The sequence below is a fragment of the Xenorhabdus griffiniae genome, assembly GCF_037265215.1.
GTDB lineage: Bacteria > Pseudomonadota > Gammaproteobacteria > Enterobacterales > Enterobacteriaceae > Xenorhabdus > Xenorhabdus griffiniae.
Window position 1 is genome coordinate 1,499,666 of sequence record NZ_CP147737.1, and the last position, 17,835, is coordinate 1,517,500.

Here is a 17,835-nt window from a genome sequence, read left to right on the forward strand (position 1 = left end):
TCATTAATTATTTTTATTTGGTTACATATACCAATCTAACTTCAAGATGCGTGTGATATCTCCCCGCGTAGCGGGGAGATATAAACAATCACATTGATTTGCAAGTTGGATTGGTATAGCGGTTAACTGATGATTCACTGAATTAAATTTATACTTTATTTTGTATTTTGGTTTATCGGTGTTACACGAACTTGCTTGATAACATTATCTTGCACCGCAAGAACCTCAAAATTGTATTTATTAATTTGCACGTTAGCGTTTAATTCAGGAATTTCACCTAGTTCTTCCAGAATCATTCCATTCATTGTCCTTGGGCCATCTTCGGGAAGCGCCCAACCGAAAGCTTTATTTAATTCACGGATATTAGCTGTGCCATCAACCAGAACGGTGCCATCACTTTGCGGAAGAACTTCTTCTGCCAGAGTTGGCGACATAGAAGTGGTAAAATCACCGACAATTTCCTCTAAAATATCCTCGACAGTCACTAGTCCTTGAATATCGCCATATTCATCAACGATTAGGCCAGCTTTTTGTTTGTTACGTTGGAAATTAACAAGTTGGATATTTAATGGTGTGCTAACTGGGATGAAATAGATTTTATCTGCGGCTTTGAGTAAATTTCTTTTTGTAAATTCTTTTTTCTCCATCATCAGTCGGTAGGCTTCACGCACTCGGAGCATACCGATGGCATCATCAAGGGAGTCTCGATATAACACAATACGTCCATGTGGGGAGTGTGTCAGTTGCCTGATAACGCACTTCCAATCATTGTTAATATCAATGCCGACAATTTCATTACGTGGGATCATAATGTCACCAACGGTAACTTTCTCAAGATCTAATATTGAGAGCAGCATGTCTTGATTGCGGCGTGATAGATTGCCGTTTGATTCATTTACAATTGTGCGTAGCTCGTCTTTACTGACGGCATCACTGCGGATATTAGAGGTTTTGATACCCAAACAGCGCATAAACAGCAAACTGATCTTATTAAATGACCAGACAAGAGGCAGCATAATTTTTTCTAGGGGGCGTAACAGGAAGCTACTTGGGAATGCAATCCTTTCAGGGTAAAGCGCTGCAATGGTCTTTGGCATCACTTCAGAAAAAATAAGAATAATGAATGTGAGTACACCTGTTGCAATAGCAACACCGGCATCACCATAGAGTCGCATACCAACGATAGTAGCAAGAGAAGACGCCAAAATATTGACAAGATTATTACCGATAAGTATCAGGCTAATGAGTCTGTCTGGATGACGTAGCAGAGATTCCACCCTGCGTGCGGGATTGCTCCCTTGTTTAGCCAAATGGCGTAAGCGATATCGGTTGATTGTCATCATGCTAGTTTCAGAGGCAGAGAAATAAGCCGAAACAATAACCATAACAACAAGAATAATAATCAGTGTACTTGTTGAGATACTCTCCAAAACAGAATTCCTTCCTAATAATTATACAAATTGGCGATGATAAATAACTTATTAATAAACCATCAGTTCCTGTAATAGCCTGCTACCGAAAAAGGCCAGCGTGAGAATAAATGCGCCAATCAAATTGAACCAAATAACACGCTTGCCACGCCATCCTTCATGATAATGCCCCCAAAGCAAAATAACGTAAGTAAACCATGCAATGATAGATAAAATAGATTTATGGATATTTTCTTTACTGAAAATATCATCCATGTACATGATGCCAGTACAGAGCGTCAATGTTAGTAAAATTACACCAACTTGAGTAATGTGAAACATTTTTCGCTCAATTGTCATCAATGGGGGAATACCAGCGGCAAATGTGAGTTTTTTCTTTTTAAGTTGATGATCCAACCAACCAAGTTGCAATGCATAAAGCGCTGCAATGAGTAACGTAGCATAACCAAGTAATGCCAGCCCAATGTGAATAAATAACTCGATACTGTCTTCAAGATGAGTAATAAATTCTCCCGGCATCATGCTCGCCAGTATCAAATTGATCATGGAGAAACTGTAAACAATCGGCAGTAAAAACCATGCACGCCCACGGAAAGCGACGACTGTCATGATGATGCACATAAGTAAGCTAACAATTGAGCCTAAATTCAATAAAGTGAGATTTTGCCCGCTGCTAACATGAAACACTTGATATTTTAATGCAATCGCGTGAGCGATTAACGCAACAATGGCAAAAGAAAGTGCCAGTTTTTGATAACTGTTTTGTTGGCGCAATAAACCTGGCACGATGAGCGTCAGGCTAATGAGATAGGCAAGTAGAGCAATAATTGAAAATATCAGCATAACGTGTATCGTTTTCGCAATGGAATCCGGGTATGGATTGAACCTGAAATTTAAGTATACCGCTAGCAGGAGTAGCCTCCAACCGTTGTTAATCATACTTGGGAATCTCTTTGCAGAGATCACATAATCATCGTGCTATAATTTGCAAAATTTGCCTTACAGGTAGACCCATTTGTAGATATCTGAGCTGAGACCATGTTTGATAATTTAACTGACAGACTATCGCGCACATTGCGCAATATCAGCGGTCGTGGACGACTGACTGAAGATAATATTAAAGATACGCTGCGCGAAGTTCGTATGGCTTTGCTCGAAGCGGATGTTGCATTACCTGTTGTGCGTGATTTTATTGCACGAGTCAAAGAAAGCGCTGTGGGGCATGAGGTTAACAAAAGTCTGACACCAGGTCAGGAATTCGTCAAAATCGTTCAAAATGAATTGGTTAAGGCGATGGGAGAGGTTAACAGTGAACTGAACCTCTCTACACAACCTCCCGCGGTGGTTCTTATGGCTGGTTTGCAAGGTGCAGGTAAAACGACCAGCGTGGCTAAACTAGGTAAGTTGCTGAAAGAGAAAAACAAGAAAAAAGTCTTGGTTGTTTCTGCTGACGTATACCGACCCGCGGCGATCAAACAGCTTGAAACTTTGTCTGAAACAGTTGGCGTTGACTTTTTCCCTTCTGATCCACAGGAAAAGCCTGTTGATATTGTCAATAAAGCGCTCCAACATGCTAAGTTGAAATTCTATGATGTACTGTTAGTCGATACAGCAGGTCGTCTGCATGTTGATGAAGCTATGATGGATGAAATCAAAGCGGTTCATGCAGCTATCAATCCTGTTGAAACCCTGTTTGTTGTTGATGCAATGACAGGTCAAGATGCGGCAAATACAGCAAAAGCATTCAATGAAGCATTGCCCTTAACTGGGGTTGTTTTGACAAAAGTCGATGGTGATGCACGTGGCGGTGCTGCGCTTTCCATCCGCCATATTACGGGTAAGCCCATCAAATTTCTCGGTGTTGGTGAAAAAACGGATGCATTAGAACCTTTCCATCCTGATCGCATTGCATCTCGTATTTTAGGCATGGGAGATGTGCTTTCACTGATTGAAGAACTTGAAAGCAAAGTTGACCGTACCCAAGCGGAAAAATTGGCGTCCAAACTGAAAAAAGGTGACGGTTTTGATTTAAGCGATTTTCTAGAACAGCTTAAACAAATGCGTAATATGGGCGGAATGGCTAGCATGTTGAGCAAAATTCCGGGAATGTCGCAGATCCCTGATGCGGTCAAATCTCAAATGGATGACAAAATTCTGGTCAAAATGGAAGCTATCATTAATTCCATGACGCGTAAAGAGCGTGAAAAACCAGAAATCATCAAAGGTTCCCGTAAGCGTCGTATTGCGATGGGATCGGGCACACAAGTGCAGGATGTCAACCGTTTATTGAAACAGTTTGATGAAATGCAGCGTATGATGAAAAAGATGAAGAAAGGTGGGTTGGCAAAAATGATGCGAGGCATGAAAGGTATGCTGCCACCAGGATTTATGGGGCGATAATCAATAAAGTTGCGAAAGAAAATGTTCTTTGGATTGCTTTTTGCGCCAAAGTGAGTAAAATTTTCGGGCTTTTAAATGGACAGCCGGACGCCATTCCTCGATGGCGTCTGGTTGTTTTGCTAACTAATGAGGATGTTATGGTAACAATTCGTTTAGCTCGTGGCGGCGCAAAAAAGCGTCCGTTTTATCAAGTAGTCGTGACCGATAGCCGCAATGCGCGTGATGGTCGTTTTATTGAGCGTGTTGGTTTCTTCAACCCAATCGCTTCAGGAAAAGCAGAAACTCTGCGTTTAGATCTGGACCGTATCGAACATTGGATTGGTCTGGGTGCATCTGTGTCTGATCGTGTTGCTACACTGATCAAAGACGCTAAGAAAGCAGCTTAATCTGTCGCGGTGGTAACAATGAGCAAACAATCTGGCCTGAAGCACCCTGTTGAGCCAATTGTATTGGGGAAATTAGGATCTGCATATGGCATTCGTGGTTGGCTCAGAGTTTTTTCTTCCACCGAACACGCCGAAGACATTTTTGAATATCAACCGTGGTTTATTCAACGCTTAGGCCAGTGGCAACATATTGAACTGGAAGCCTGGAAATACCATAACCAAGATATTATTGTCAAAATTAAAGGTATTGACGATCGGGATGCGGCGAATTTACTCACTAACTGTCAAGTTGTGGTGGATTGTAGCCAATTACCAGAACTGGAAGCGGGTGATTATTACTGGAAAGACCTTATTGGTTGCCAAGTAATAAATACCGCCGGTTATAACCTTGGGACCATTCATGACATGATGGAAACGGGTTCTAATGATGTGATGGTAATCAAAGCAAACCTGAAAGATGCATTCGGTATCAAGGAGCGGTTGATTCCGTTTCTTGATGGGCAGGTTATCAAGAAAGTCGATCTCGCTACCAAAACCATTGAGGTAGATTGGGATCCTGGTTTTTAATCTCCGGTAAAAACGGTTTAAGTGAGTGGGACGCAGTATGTGGATTGGGGTTATTAGCCTGTTTCCTGAAATGTTCCGCGCAATAACCGATTACGGGGTAACTGGTCGGGCAGTAAAAAATGGCCTGTTGAGTATCGAATGCTGGAATCCCAGGGATTTTACCTACGACCGGCATCGTACTGTTGATGATCGCCCTTATGGCGGTGGTCCAGGCATGCTGATGATGGTGCAACCATTACGGGAAGCCATTCATGCAGCTAAAGCTTCGGCAGGTGATGGTGCAAAGGTGATTTATCTTTCACCTCAGGGACGCAAACTCGATCAACAGGGAGTTTGTGAACTGGCAGCAAATGAGAAATTAATTCTGGTTTGCGGACGTTATGAAGGTATTGATGAGCGTATCATCCAAACCGAAATTGACGAAGAATGGTCTATCGGTGATTACGTTCTTAGCGGGGGAGAGCTTCCTGCAATGACGATGATTGACTCGATATCACGGTTTATTCCGGGAGTATTGGGGCGTCAAGCATCGGCAGAAGAAGACTCATTCGCTGATGGATTGTTGGATTGCCCACATTATACTCGCCCTGAAGTGTTAGATAGTATGGAAGTTCCCTCAGTTTTGCTGTCGGGAAACCATGCAGAAATTAATCGCTGGCGAATGAAACAGTCGCTTGGCCGAACCTGGTTAAGAAGGCCCGAACTTCTAGAAAACCTAGCTCTGACTGACGAGCAAAGGATGTTGCTATCTGAGTTCCAACGGGAATATCGAGATCAGGCAACGAATTAATCCAGACATATCCCGTTGAAGGGATGTCTTTGATATATCAGTTTACCTAGGGTAAGAGAGTTATTATGAGCAACATTATTAAACAACTTGAACAAGAGCAGATGAAGCAAGACGTACCTTCATTCCGTCCGGGTGACACCGTGGAAGTTAAGGTATGGGTCGTTGAAGGTTCTAAAAAGCGTCTGCAGACATTCGAGGGCGTGGTTATTGCGATTCGTAACCGCGGTCTGCACTCTGCATTCACTGTTCGTAAGATTTCTAACGGCGAAGGTGTTGAGCGTGTATTCCAGACTCATTCCCCAGTCGTAGACAGCATCGCTGTGAAACGTCGTGGTGCTGTTCGCAGAGCTAAACTGTACTACCTGCGTGAGCGTTCTGGTAAGGCAGCTCGTATTAAAGAGCGTCTGAACGCAAAATAATACGCTTTCGCTACATCCGAAAGTTTTAAGGCCAGCGCACATGCTGGCCTTTTTACATTCTAAATCAGACAACTGATTTTTTCAGTGGTAAGTCAGATAAGGGGGAGTAAGCTACATAAACGCACTGGCTAAAATATATCCTACTGTACAGGCGCTACTGACGCCAATCAATCCTGGTAACAGAAAACTGTGGTTAATAATGAATTTCCCGATTTTTGTTGTACCTGAACGATCAAAACCAATGCAAGCCAAATCGCTTGGATAAGTAGGTAAAACAAAATAGCCATAGGCAGCAGGGAAGAAAGCGATAAGAAGCTTAGGATCAACGCCAAGTTGTAATCCCATTGGCGCAATAGCTGTTAAGGCGGCAGCTTGGCTGTTAACCAGTTTTGATACCAAAAACAGTACAAGGGCATAAGTCCACGGTTGTGCCTGAACCACATCTTCCAGGACGAGTTTTAATTCACCTAAATGTGAGTGGAAGAAGGTGTCACTCATCCATGCCACACCAAAGACAGAAAAAATCGCAACCATACCTGCTTTGAACACGGCACTGTTGGCGATTTCACTGGTTTTGACTTTACAGGCCATCAATATAATGGAGCCTGCAATTAACATCATCATCTGGATCACCAGATTCATAGAAAGGGGTTTTAGTGTACCTTTTACTTCAAAAGCAGGGCGTAAGTCGGTGAATGCACCAAATAAGACTACGACAGCAATTGCGGAAAAGAAAATCCAGGTTGCCCAATAAGCTTGCTTAGGAAAGACTTGATCTAATAGCGTGTCAGAACCACCATAAATAAACTCACGCTGCTTTGGATCTTTGATTTTCGCCTGGAATTCTTCGTCCTGATCAAGATCTTTTCCTCGACGTAAGCTCCATAATGCAGCAAGTATTACTCCAGTGAGTGATGCTGGTATTGAAACAGCCAAAATGTCCAAGATCCCATATGCTTGCCCAATACCATGGCTGGCAGCAATAATTGACACCAAAGAAACAACGGCGACAGATACAGGAGAAGCGGTAATTGCCATTTGGGAAGCGACAGAAGCAACAGCCATTGGCCGTTCAGGGCGAATACCTTTTTTCAATGCAATATCGCCAATGATTGGAAACATGGTATAAACCACATGACCAGTACCGCAAAGAAAAGTGAGCATCCAAGTGGTCAGTGGTGCCAAAATGGTGATGTGTTGTGGATGACGGCGCAGTAAGCGTTCTGCAAATTGCATCATAACATTTAGCCCACCTGCTGTTTGTAAAACGGAAGCACAACCGATTACAGCAAGAATAGTCAGCATTACATCAACAGGGGGGTTACCTGGTTCCAAGCCAAAGACAAATGTCAGTATAAAGAGCCCAATACCACTGATCAGTCCCAATCCCATTCCCGCATAACGCGTACCTATCAATAAGCATATGATTATTATGGTAAATTGCAGCGTTATCATATCTGTCCTTAACAAGTGTTTGAAAAATAAATAAAAGTTGGTAATACAGACTCTTGCATCTGCATAACTTATAACTTCATTTACAAGCTGTTAGTCGTAACTTCAGATCTATTGGATATACGCATCAAACTTCAAATTGCAATTTACAACACGATATGAAGCCTGATTTCTCCCCGCAAAGCGGGGAGAAATCACACACATCTTGAAGTTAGATTGGTATATAACTATTGTTTATAAATATTGTTTTATAGTTTCAAGTAAACATTAAAAACACATATTAATATTATTAGAATATTTATATAAAAATGAGATTGAGATCTTGTTTTTAGTGTTTGATTTATAAAAATATTTATTTTTGTAATAAACTGGATGTAATCGGTTAATAAATTATTTCTATTTTGATGTGATTGTGATGCGTTGTTTACAATGAATTAACTTTAATAATTGTTTATATATTTTGATATGAAAATAAAATTCAACAGCTTGTTAGCATGTTCATGTACCAATGGTCTTCGTATTTTTTGTAAATTAATGTTTACGTTGTAAGGAAAATATTTACGTTTTTGGATTGTAATCTTTACGGCTCATGGTATGTTATCCAGCAGACACTTAGACAAACACTAAACAGACAAGGCAGGTAGAAATGATCATGCAAAAAGACACTCTGAATAACGTTCATATCCTTGATGAGCAAGTCCTCATCACACCAAAGGAGTTGAAACTGAAATATCCGCTAAATAGCCATGATCGATATGCCATCACAAACGCGCGTAATACTATCGCTGACATAATTCAGCATCGCGATCCTCGGTTATTAGTGGTATGTGGTCCATGTTCAATTCATGATGTGGATGCAGCCTTGGACTATGCCCGTCGTTTGAAAGTGCTTTCTGCTGAATTGAGTGATTGTCTGTATATTGTTATGCGTGTCTATTTTGAAAAGCCTCGTACAACTGTTGGTTGGAAAGGGCTAATTAGTGATCCCTATATGGATGGTTCATTTGATATGGATGCGGGGCTGCATATTGCCCGCCGTTTGTTGTTGAACCTGGTAGAAATGGGATTGCCATTGGCTAATGAGGCTCTTGATCCCAATAATCCCCAATATTTAGGGGATCTATTTAGCTGGTCAGCAATTGGTGCCAGAACAACAGAATCTCAAACTCATCGTGAAATGGCATCTGGATTGTCTGTCCCCGCCGGATTTAAAAATGGCACAGATGGTAGTTTGAATACGGCAATTAATGCCATGAAAGCAGCAGCAATGCCTCATCGCTTTATGGGGATAAATCAATCAGGTCAAGTTTGTTTGCTACAAACTCAGGGTAATCCGAATGGACATGTGATATTGCGTGGTGGCGCAGCGCCGAATTACAGTGCAGAACACGTTGCTGATTGTGAACGCCAGATGATTAAAGCAGGGTTAATACCATCGCTGATGATAGATTGTAGTCACGGTAATTCCAGTAAAGATTTTCGTCGCCAGAGTATTGTTGTGGATTCTGTTGCTGAACAGATTATGTTTGGAAATCAATCCATCACAGGGATTATGTTGGAAAGCCATATTAATGAGGGAAATCAATCCTCCGAACAACCTCGTTCTGAGATGAAATATGGTGTTTCGGTGACAGACGCCTGCATTAGCTGGCAGACTACGGAGCAAATATTGAAAAAACTGCACCAACAAATCGCTCCACATTTGGTTAATCGAAACATAATTATGGAAAAAGCAGGATAATCAATATGGCGACAGAATTGTCACAGTTGAGAGCTCAAATTGATGAGGCAGATAAAACCTTATTATCGTTGCTAGCAAAAAGAATGAATTTAGTGACGCAAGTGGGGGAAGTTAAAAGTCAACTCGGTTTACCGATTTATGATCCTGACAGGGAAGCTGCTATGTTGGCTTCCCGCCGTCAGGAGGCGGAAAATATGGGAATTCCTCCTGATTTGATTGAAGATATCTTGCGCCGAATTATGCGAGAATCTTATGTCAGTGAAAATAACAAAGGCTTTAAAAAACTCAGCACTCATTTGGGACCTGTAGTCATTGTAGGTGGTTCAGGCAAAATGGGGCGACTATTCAGCCAATTGTTGACGCTGTCTGGCTATGAAGTCAGGGTGCTCGAAGCTGACGATTGGGATAATGCCGAACATATATTAGCCGGAGCAGGGATGGTGATCGTTAGTGTTCCCATTCACTTGACAGAGAAGATTATCCGTCGATTACCTCCTTTGCCAGAACAATGCATTTTAGTTGACTTAGCTTCAATCAAGCAAAAACCGCTAAATGCGATGCTTGAAGTACATAAAGGACCGGTTTTAGGGTTGCATCCGATGTTTGGGCCAGATGTAGGTAGCTTTGCTAAACAAGTAGTTGTGTATTGCGATGGACGTTATCCAGAGTCGTATCAATGGTTTTTGGAACAAATATCAGTATGGGGAGCGAGGTTGCATCAAATTACTGCGGAGAAGCATGATAAAAATATGAGTTTCGTTCAGGCGTTACGTCATTTCACTACCTTCTCTTACGGACGGCATCTTGCAAAGGAAAATATCGACTTACAACAATTGCTTTCATTATCTTCACCGATATATCGATTGGAGCTAGCGATGGTAGGTCGATTATTTGCACAAGATGCCCAACTGTATGCTGATATTATTATGTCTAGTCCTGAAAATATTGCACTAATACGTCGGTATTACCAAAGTTTCGGGCAGGTGCTGGAAATCTTGGAACACCAAGATAAGTCAGCCTTTATTGAGAATTTTAACCAAGTGAGTAGTTGGTTTGGTGATGAAGCCGCTCGATTTATGAAGGAAAGCCGAGTGCTTTTGCAGCAGGCTAGTGACAACCGAGTATAGGTCTTATTTTAAAACCGGATAGAAACATCCGGTTTTGTCTTTTTACCTTAAGCTGGATCAATAGGAATAATATTTTCTGATGGGTAAGATCCTAACACTTTCAGAAAACGCGTAATTTCCGTCAATTCTTTCAATGCTTGTTGCATTTTCATAGAACGCAGATTGACTTGTACATCAATATAAAACATCTCTTCCCACGGTTTGCCATTTATTGGGCGAGACTCTAATTTACTCATGGGGATATCATGTTTCTTTAGGATAATGAGAGCATCAACCAGTGCTCCTGCTTGCTGCCCGGTTGACATAATAAACGTAGTTTTGGCTGGAACTTGCTCGGATACGTCAATAGATTTACGGGAAACAACAATAAAGCGAGTGCTATTCTCTTGCTGATTTGCCAGGTTGTTTTCTAACACATGTAATCCATAAAGAGTGCCGCCAGCCTCACTGCCTAATGCCGCTATTTCTGGCGAGTTGAGTTCAGCCACTTTTTGCATAGCAGCAGCAGTGCTTTCACAGTAGACAATATTCCAGTCAGGATATTTATTGAGATATTGGCTGCATTGTTGAAACGGTTGGGAATGGCTATAAACGGTTTTTATCCTTGAGATATCAGTTTGCCCAGCAATCAACAGACAGTGGTTGATTGGCAAAGTTATCTCTCCAACAAGGGATAGAGGGGTATGTTGCAATAAATCATAAACCTCATTAATTGCCCCTGAACTGGTATTTTCCAGTGGCAGGATGCCATAATCAGCTTGACCAATCTCAACCAGTGAGAAAATATCTGAGAATTTGTGGCAACTGCACTCAACCAACTGATTAAAGTGACGAGCAGCAAATTGTCGAGCGGCAATATGAGAATATGAGCCTTTTGGCCCTAAAAAAGTAATACGGGCAGAATCGTAAGGTGTCTGATTCAGATATTGTTGTAATAAAGCCTGTTGGGTAAGAACAGAATCCTCAATGATCATCTGGAATAATCGTGTAATGTAAAATCCATCTAATCCACGTGATTTTCCTTTATCAATCAATACATTCAATAACTGTCGTTCACGGTTTTTATCTCGGATAGGGCGATGATCGAGCAGTTTTGTCTGGGCGATGTCACTGGCTAATTGTCGGCGTTTAGCAAGTAGATCCAGCAGTTCTGCATCAATATGACTAATTTCTTCTCGTAAACTCACTAAGTCTCGTTCCATAGTATGTTCCTGATATTCTTATTATGAGTGTAGTCTGTGTATCGTAAATATGTTTGGGATCAGTAAAACAAAAAAACCTCCCTGACGATGGGAGGCTTTTATTCGTCTTCTTAAATTTTCTTTGAAACGAATCAACCTCCTGATGTGAAGGTGAAAAAAAAGAAAAATAACAAAGACGGTTTGATAATCATTTGGCCTGTTAGCCTGCTACTTTATAGTTTCAATAATGTAGTTTAATTAACCTATTTAGCATGGAGTGTCAACAGGCAGTAAAAAACGCGCTCATTGAGCGCGTTAGAGAAAGGATCAGGGAGGATTATACTTCTAAGTTGAGATTGGACTCTTTAACACTATTGTCTGTACGGCGAGCTTCTGCTTTATGCTGTACTTTATTGAGTTGACGCTCTAATTTTGTCAGCAGATCATTGATTGCAGCATACATATCTTCATGTTTAGCGCTGGCTACTAACGTACCATTCGGTGTACCGATTGTGGCATCAACCAAAAACCCTTGCGGTTCTTTTGATAGTACAATATGTGGATTGATTAGATTAACTTGCCATTTGCTCAACTTATTTAGACGGTCTTCTACATGGCTACGAATTGCGGGGGTAATTTCCATTTGTTTGCTGGTAATGTTCACTAACATATAGTTACCTCTTTAAGATGTTGCTCCGTCTCTGATGTGCTCAGCATAGCGCCATTTTGCATAAAAAGAATGATCTAAATCACTTTTATTGAGTGATTTTGGCAGTAATTAACAGAATTGTGATAGCCAAGGAAGATATGAAGAATATTTGTTGCGAAGGAAGCAGTTATGCGTCATTATTAATCAGTTATGGGATTGTTAAATAGCGTTATAATTACAAAAATTGAATTATTTTCAAGGTGAAAATAATCAAGATATAGCCAAATAAAATATGACCAAATGTGCTGATGCGTTTGGTTTGTTGGTGAAACAGAACAAAAGGCAAGTCCTACAAAATCACATTCCCAGCCGTGATATTCTTGGTAACTTCATTAATTAGATAAAAAAACAGTAGCCATTGAGCTACTGTTTTTGATTACGTATTCAAATTTAATGGGATAAGATTTTATACAGGGTTAGCAGCGATCAGCTGTGCCACTTTATCGGCCTCAGCCGTCAATCCTAATTCTTTATAAGCTGACTCCATATAAGGGAGTGCTTTCCGAGTTGCATTAGCATCAGGGTAGTCTCGTAGCATCTGTTCTACCCGATTGACAACCGCTACGTAAGCACTTCGTTTTGTGTAATATTGAACAACGGCAAGTTCATGTTTGGCTAAACGCTCTTTGAGGAAAACTAATCGCTTAGTAGCATCAGTCGAATATTGACTGTTTGGGTAATAGCGCACCAGTTGGTTGAGATCACGGAATGCAGCACGGGCATGTTCAGGATCACGATTTGATCGATCAATGCCGAAAAGACCTTGTAATAGACTGTCATCCAGCGCTTGCGAAACCAAACCACGCATATAGAGTACATAGTCGATATTAGGATGGGTTGGATTCAGGCGCATGAAACGGTCAATGGATGCGAGAGCCAATGGGTATTCCGCTGATTTGTAATAGGCGTAGATTAGATCGAGTTGAACTTGCTGGGAGTACGGGCCAAAAGGATATCGGTTATCAAGGGATTCCAATTGCTTGATAGCCGCTTTATAGTTACCTTCTTGCAGCTTTTCTTGCCCAATTGAATAAATTTGAGATGGCGGGATATCAGGAACAGCATCCTTATTGCTGGAGCATCCAGATAGAACCAGGCTCAATGTGGTCGCTGCCACCAGATATTTCATGCGAATCATCACGTGTTGATTATCCTCTGAGTGTTTTCTGGGAGACTGTCCGTGAAGCTCCCGGCAAAATATGGGGTTACAATAGCACACTATTTTAAATGAAACGGCCTCGCCGTCAAAACTCAACGTAAAATATAGAAGTTATATATGGCTCAACAAATCCGACTTAATGCAATAGTCGCTGAATCTCAGCTTGGTCAACGTTTAGATCAAGCTTTGGCTGAATTGTTCCCTGATTACTCCAGGTCACGTATAAAAGAGTGGATCTTGGATAATAAAGTTCAAGTCAATGGCAAATTAATTAGTAAACCAAAAGAAAAAGTTCTGGGCGGTGAAGAAATTTCCGTTGACGCCATCATTGAAGAAGATGCACGTTGGGAGCCTCAGGATATCGAACTGAATATTGTCTATGAAGATGACGATATTTTGGTCATCAACAAACCACGTGATTTGGTTGTTCATCCGGGCGCCGGTAATCCTGATGGTACCGTATTGAATGCTTTGCTATATCATTATCCTGAAATTGCAGATGTTCCCCGTGCAGGTATTGTTCATCGCCTTGACAAAGATACGACAGGGCTAATGGTTGTAGCAAAAAGCGTTCCGGCACAAACTCGTTTGGTGGAATCTTTGCAACTACGTGAAATAACTCGTGAATATGAAGCGGTTGCTTTGGGATGTATGACGGCTGGAGGAACGGTGGAAGAACCTATCTCTCGCCATCCAACAAAACGGACACACATGGCGGTACATCCTATGGGAAAACCTGCTGTTACCCATTATCGTGTTATGGAGCATTTCCGGGCACATACTCGTTTGCGCTTGCGCTTGGAAACAGGCAGAACCCACCAAATTCGTGTGCACATGGCACATATAAAACACCCGTTGGTGGGTGATCCTCTGTACGGCGGTCGGCCTCGTCCCTTAAAGGGGGCTTCTGATGAATTTCGCGAAGTGATGCGCAATTTTGATCGCCAGGCATTGCATGCAACCATGTTACGTCTTTACCATCCGATCACTGGAATTGAGATGGAATGGCACGCTCCATTACCGGACGACATGGTTAAATTAATTGAAGTCATGAAAGTGGATGCCGAGACTTTCAAAGATGAGATGGATTGGTAGGTAGTCAATGACATCACTGATTTTTCCTGATTGGCCACAGCCTGATAATGTTGGCGCTTGCAGCACTACCCGTTTAGGCGGAGTAAGCCAATCCCCATATGACAGTTTAAATCTAGGTAATCATGTTGGGGATATTCCAGAATACGTGGAACGGAATAGGACACTATTGGTTGAATATGCCCAATTACCGCAGCAACCGACATGGTTGGAACAAGTACACGGAACACGTGTTATCACACTTGATGGCCAGCCCTTTGTGAATAATCAGGCCGATGCTGTTTATACGAATATCCCTGATCAGGTTTGTGCTGTGATGACAGCAGATTGCTTACCCGTTCTTTTTTGCAGTATTTCTGGTGATGAGGTTGCGGCGGCTCATGCTGGATGGCGCGGATTATGTGCCGGAGTGTTGGAGAATACTGTGTCTCGATTTAGCGCAAAACCTGACATGATCCGTGCGTGGTTGGGGCCTGCTATTGGCCCTGAAAAATTTGAAGTGGGAAGTGAAGTTAGGGACGCTTTCATCGCAACCAATCCTGATCTGAAACAAGCTTTTACATCTTATGGTAATAAGTTTCTGGCAAATATTTACTTACTGGCTAAATTAAAGTTGCAGTCAGTAGGAATAACGGAGATTTTTGGTGGAACCGCATGTACTGTCACGGAGGAAAAGAACTTTTTCTCCTATCGTCGTGATGGCAACACAGGGCGAATGGCAACTTTAATCTGGTTGCGATAACCTACTTTACAGGACGATCTTTGGCGTATAGCGGTAAGTTTCCAATTAACTTTTCAGAAAACCTTGAATATTTAAGGAATGACCTTATCTAGTCTCCAGTAGCAAATTCTGACCAGTATTGGAGGTGTTATGCGTCTGGATCGTCTTACCAATAAATTCCAGCTTGCTCTCGCTGACGCCCAATCCCTCGCGTTAGGGCGTGATAATCAATTCATCGAACCAATCCACTTGATGAGTGCATTAATTAATCAAGAAGGCGGTTCAGTACGTCCTTTATTGGCCTCGGCAGGGGTGGATACAGGAAATTTCAATGATCAACTGAATCAGGCTCTGAACCGATTGCCGAAAGTAGAAGGCAATGGTGGAGATGTGCAGGTATCCAACGAACTGGGACGTTATTTAAACCTGTGTGACAAACTTGCACAAAAATCAGGTGATAACTTCATTTCTTCTGAACTCTTTGTTCTGGCAGCGATAGAAGAACGTGGAACATTAAGTGACATGTTGAAAGCGGCGGGAGCAACTAAGGATAAAATCACTAAGGCAATAGAACAAATGCGTGGTGGTGAAAAAGTGAATGAGCAAGGCGCAGAAGATCAGCGCCAGGCATTAAAGAAATATACTATTGATCTGACTGAACGTGCTGAACAAGGCAAATTAGATCCTGTGATTGGGCGTGATGAAGAAATTCGTCGAACTATTCAGGTATTGCAACGTAGAACCAAAAATAACCCTGTCCTTATTGGTGAGCCAGGGGTTGGGAAGACCGCGATTGTTGAAGGTTTGGCACAGCGTATTGTCAATGGTGAAGTTCCAGAAGGGCTGAAAAACAAACGTGTTCTGTCTCTTGATATGGGAGCGTTATTAGCCGGTGCTAAATATCGTGGTGAATTTGAAGAGCGTTTGAAAGGTGTTTTGAACGATCTTGCCAAACAGGAAGGTTCAGTCATTCTGTTTATTGATGAGTTGCACACTATGGTAGGCGCTGGCAAAGCCGAAGGCGCAATGGATGCTGGTAATATGCTAAAACCCGCTCTGGCTCGTGGGGAACTGCATTGTGTTGGAGCCACAACACTTGATGAATATCGTCAATATATAGAAAAAGATGCGGCTTTAGAACGTCGTTTCCAGAAAGTTTATGTGGCAGAACCTACGGTTGAGGACACGATTGCTATTTTACGTGGATTGAAAGAGCGATATGAGTTGCATCATCACGTCCAAATTACTGATCCGGCTATAGTGGCGGCTGCAACATTATCTCATCGCTACATTTCTGATCGTATGCTGCCTGATAAAGCAATTGATTTGATTGATGAAGCAGGGGCAAGTCTGCGTATGCAGATGGATTCTAAACCAGAAGCATTGGATCGCCTTGAGCGTCGTGTTATTCAATTAAAACTTGAGCAGCAAGCGCTGAAAAAAGAGTCTGATGATGCCAGTAAAAAACGTTTAGAGATGCTGAACGAAGAACTGGCAGAAAAAGAACGTGAATATTCTGAATTGGAAGAAGAGTGGAAAGCGGAGAAAGCTGAACTGAGTGGCACCCAGAATATCAAGGCTGAATTAGAAAATGTCCGTATTGAATTAGAAAAAGCTCGCCGTAGTGGTGACCTGGCTAAAATGTCTGAAATTCAGTACGGAAAAATTCCAGAATTGGAAAAACGTCTGGCAACAGCAACAACAGCAGAAAATCGTCATATGAAGTTGCTGCGTAACAAAGTCACGGATGCTGAAATTGCTGAAATACTCGCGCGCTGGACAGGGATCCCTGTATCCAGAATGCTGGAAAGCGAAAAAGATAAGTTACTGCGTATGGAGCAAGAATTGCATAAACGCGTGATAGGGCAGAATGAAGCAGTTGATGCTGTATCGAATGCAATTCGTCGTAGCAGAGCAGGATTATCTGATCCTAATCGTCCAATCGGTTCCTTCATGTTCCTGGGGCCGACAGGGGTGGGAAAAACAGAATTGTGTAAGGCGTTGGCTAATTTCTTGTTTGACAGTGATGATGCTATGGTACGCATTGATATGTCAGAGTTTATGGAAAAACACGCCGTTTCAAGGTTGGTGGGAGCGCCTCCCGGCTACGTTGGATATGAAGAAGGTGGGTATTTGACAGAAGCGGTGCGCCGTCGTCCTTATTCTGTCATTCTGCTGGATGAAGTAGAGAAAGCCCACTCAGATGTTTTCAATATCTTGTTGCAGGTATTGGATGATGGCCGTTTGACTGATGGTCAAGGAAGAACAGTTGATTTTCGTAACACCGTTGTGATTATGACCTCTAACTTAGGCTCCGATATGATTCAAGAACGCTTTGGTACATTGGATTATATAGGTATGAAAAATATGGTGATGGAAGTGGTTGGTCGTCATTTCAGGCCTGAGTTTATTAACCGAGTTGATGAAGTTGTGGTGTTCCACCCATTAGGGAAAGAACATCTGAAATCTATTACGAATATTCAATTGCAGCGTTTATATCAGCGTTTGGAAGATCATGGTTATCAAGTGGAGATAACACCTCCAGCGTTGGAAAAACTAAGCGAAGCTGGTTTTGATCCTGTATATGGCGCTCGTCCATTGAAACGAGCCATCCAGCAAGAGATTGAAAATCCACTGGCCCAGCAAATTCTCTCTGGTAAA

General features: G+C 42.0%; 16 protein-coding genes (1 of these 16 running past the window's edge). 10 read left to right on the plus strand and 6 right to left on the minus strand.

Annotated features, from left to right (window positions below; all coding sequences use genetic code 11):
* Positions 1-155: 155 nt before the first annotated feature.
* Together WDV75_RS06760 and WDV75_RS06765 are read right to left on the minus strand one after the other, a co-directional pair.
* Positions 156-1,430 carry an HlyC/CorC family transporter gene (locus tag WDV75_RS06760; protein WP_273558957.1) on the minus strand — a complete coding sequence of 425 codons (1,275 nt, stop codon included), beginning with the start codon at positions 1,428-1,430 and terminating at the stop codon, positions 156-158.
* A 51-nt stretch (positions 1,431-1,481) separates the two neighbouring features.
* Positions 1,482-2,273 carry a cytochrome C assembly family protein gene (locus WDV75_RS06765; protein ID WP_273558959.1) on the minus strand — a complete coding sequence of 264 codons (792 nt, stop codon included), beginning with the start codon at positions 2,271-2,273 and terminating at the stop codon, positions 1,482-1,484.
* Positions 2,274-2,468: 195 nt separating this feature from the next.
* On the opposite strand from WDV75_RS06765, the gene ffh reads away from it, so the two are divergent.
* The 5 genes from ffh to rplS all read left to right on the plus strand — a co-directional run bounded on the left by ffh (position 2,469) and on the right by rplS (position 5,992).
* Positions 2,469-3,830 carry a signal recognition particle protein gene (gene ffh, locus WDV75_RS06770; RefSeq protein ID WP_273558961.1) on the plus strand — a complete coding sequence of 454 codons (1,362 nt, stop codon included), beginning with the start codon at positions 2,469-2,471 and terminating at the stop codon, positions 3,828-3,830.
* Positions 3,831-3,967: 137 nt separating this feature from the next.
* Positions 3,968-4,216, plus strand: a complete 249-nt coding sequence (gene rpsP / locus WDV75_RS06775; protein ID WP_189760402.1) for a 30S ribosomal protein S16 — start codon at positions 3,968-3,970, stop codon at positions 4,214-4,216.
* Positions 4,217-4,234: 18 nt separating this feature from the next.
* Positions 4,235-4,783, plus strand: a complete 549-nt coding sequence (gene rimM / locus WDV75_RS06780; RefSeq protein WP_273558963.1) for a ribosome maturation factor RimM — start codon at positions 4,235-4,237, stop codon at positions 4,781-4,783.
* Between the two features lie 37 nt (positions 4,784-4,820).
* Complete coding sequence (trmD, locus tag WDV75_RS06785) at positions 4,821-5,573, plus strand: tRNA (guanosine(37)-N1)-methyltransferase TrmD (protein ID WP_189760403.1); 753 nt, start codon at positions 4,821-4,823, stop codon at positions 5,571-5,573.
* Between the two features lie 65 nt (positions 5,574-5,638).
* A complete protein-coding gene (rplS, locus tag WDV75_RS06790) occupies positions 5,639-5,992 on the plus strand; it encodes a 50S ribosomal protein L19 (RefSeq protein WP_189760393.1) in 354 nt (117 codons plus the stop codon).
* 111 nt (positions 5,993-6,103) lie between these two features.
* Here rplS and WDV75_RS06795 read toward each other — a convergent pair whose 3' ends face one another.
* A complete protein-coding gene (locus tag WDV75_RS06795; RefSeq protein ID WP_189760394.1) occupies positions 6,104-7,447 on the minus strand; it encodes an anaerobic C4-dicarboxylate transporter in 1,344 nt (447 codons plus the stop codon).
* A 643-nt stretch (positions 7,448-8,090) separates the two neighbouring features.
* On the opposite strand from WDV75_RS06795, the gene WDV75_RS06800 reads away from it, so the two are divergent.
* Positions 8,091-9,185 carry a 3-deoxy-7-phosphoheptulonate synthase gene (locus tag WDV75_RS06800; protein ID WP_273558968.1) on the plus strand — a complete coding sequence of 365 codons (1,095 nt, stop codon included), beginning with the start codon at positions 8,091-8,093 and terminating at the stop codon, positions 9,183-9,185.
* A gap of 5 nt (positions 9,186-9,190) precedes the next feature.
* The gene (tyrA, locus tag WDV75_RS06805; RefSeq protein WP_273558970.1) at positions 9,191-10,312 is read left to right on the plus strand and encodes a bifunctional chorismate mutase/prephenate dehydrogenase; all 1,122 of its coding nucleotides are present in this window, start codon (positions 9,191-9,193) and stop codon (positions 10,310-10,312) included.
* Between the two features lie 47 nt (positions 10,313-10,359).
* Here tyrA and pheA read toward each other — a convergent pair whose 3' ends face one another.
* The 3 genes from pheA to bamD all read right to left on the minus strand — a co-directional run bounded on the left by pheA (position 10,360) and on the right by bamD (position 13,340).
* The gene (gene pheA / locus WDV75_RS06810) at positions 10,360-11,514 is read right to left on the minus strand and encodes a bifunctional chorismate mutase/prephenate dehydratase (protein ID WP_273558972.1); all 1,155 of its coding nucleotides are present in this window, start codon (positions 11,512-11,514) and stop codon (positions 10,360-10,362) included.
* A 316-nt stretch (positions 11,515-11,830) separates the two neighbouring features.
* Complete coding sequence (raiA, locus tag WDV75_RS06815) at positions 11,831-12,163, minus strand: ribosome-associated translation inhibitor RaiA (protein ID WP_189760398.1); 333 nt, start codon at positions 12,161-12,163, stop codon at positions 11,831-11,833.
* 445 nt (positions 12,164-12,608) lie between these two features.
* Positions 12,609-13,340 (minus strand): outer membrane protein assembly factor BamD, encoded by a 732-nt coding sequence (gene bamD / locus WDV75_RS06820; protein ID WP_273558985.1) that lies wholly within the window; start codon positions 13,338-13,340, stop codon positions 12,609-12,611.
* A gap of 138 nt (positions 13,341-13,478) precedes the next feature.
* On the opposite strand from bamD, the gene rluD reads away from it, so the two are divergent.
* The 3 genes from rluD to clpB all read left to right on the plus strand — a co-directional run.
* Positions 13,479-14,456, plus strand: a complete 978-nt coding sequence (gene rluD / locus WDV75_RS06825; RefSeq protein ID WP_273558976.1) for a 23S rRNA pseudouridine(1911/1915/1917) synthase RluD — start codon at positions 13,479-13,481, stop codon at positions 14,454-14,456.
* A gap of 7 nt (positions 14,457-14,463) precedes the next feature.
* Entirely contained in the window at positions 14,464-15,195 is a 732-nt protein-coding gene (gene yfiH, locus WDV75_RS06830; RefSeq protein ID WP_273558978.1) for a purine nucleoside phosphorylase YfiH, read from the plus strand.
* A 129-nt stretch (positions 15,196-15,324) separates the two neighbouring features.
* On the plus strand, positions 15,325-17,835 hold the 5' portion of the coding sequence (gene clpB, locus WDV75_RS06835; RefSeq protein ID WP_273558980.1) for an ATP-dependent chaperone ClpB. It continues 63 nt past the right edge of the window; only the first 2,511 of its 2,574 coding nucleotides appear in the window; it begins with the start codon at positions 15,325-15,327; its stop codon lies off the right edge, out of view.

Excerpts from the sequence above, each read along its gene's own strand:
- WDV75_RS06765 (WP_273558959.1), bottom strand. The coding sequence starts at position 2,273 with ATGCTGATATTTTCAATTATTGCTCTACTTGCCTATCTCATTAGCCTG.
- ffh (WP_273558961.1), top strand. The coding sequence starts at position 2,469 with ATGTTTGATAATTTAACTGACAGACTATCGCGCACATTGCGCAATATC.
- rpsP (WP_189760402.1), top strand. The coding sequence starts at position 3,968 with ATGGTAACAATTCGTTTAGCTCGTGGCGGCGCAAAAAAGCGTCCGTTT.
- rimM (WP_273558963.1), top strand. The coding sequence starts at position 4,235 with ATGAGCAAACAATCTGGCCTGAAGCACCCTGTTGAGCCAATTGTATTG.
- trmD (WP_189760403.1), top strand. The coding sequence starts at position 4,821 with ATGTGGATTGGGGTTATTAGCCTGTTTCCTGAAATGTTCCGCGCAATA.
- rplS (WP_189760393.1), top strand. The coding sequence starts at position 5,639 with ATGAGCAACATTATTAAACAACTTGAACAAGAGCAGATGAAGCAAGAC.
- WDV75_RS06795 (WP_189760394.1), bottom strand. The coding sequence starts at position 7,447 with ATGATAACGCTGCAATTTACCATAATAATCATATGCTTATTGATAGGT.
- WDV75_RS06800 (WP_273558968.1), top strand. The coding sequence starts at position 8,091 with ATGATCATGCAAAAAGACACTCTGAATAACGTTCATATCCTTGATGAG.
- tyrA (WP_273558970.1), top strand. The coding sequence starts at position 9,191 with ATGGCGACAGAATTGTCACAGTTGAGAGCTCAAATTGATGAGGCAGAT.
- pheA (WP_273558972.1), bottom strand. The coding sequence starts at position 11,514 with ATGGAACGAGACTTAGTGAGTTTACGAGAAGAAATTAGTCATATTGAT.
- raiA (WP_189760398.1), bottom strand. The coding sequence starts at position 12,163 with ATGTTAGTGAACATTACCAGCAAACAAATGGAAATTACCCCCGCAATT.
- bamD (WP_273558985.1), bottom strand. The coding sequence starts at position 13,340 with ATGATTCGCATGAAATATCTGGTGGCAGCGACCACATTGAGCCTGGTT.
- rluD (WP_273558976.1), top strand. The coding sequence starts at position 13,479 with ATGGCTCAACAAATCCGACTTAATGCAATAGTCGCTGAATCTCAGCTT.
- yfiH (WP_273558978.1), top strand. The coding sequence starts at position 14,464 with ATGACATCACTGATTTTTCCTGATTGGCCACAGCCTGATAATGTTGGC.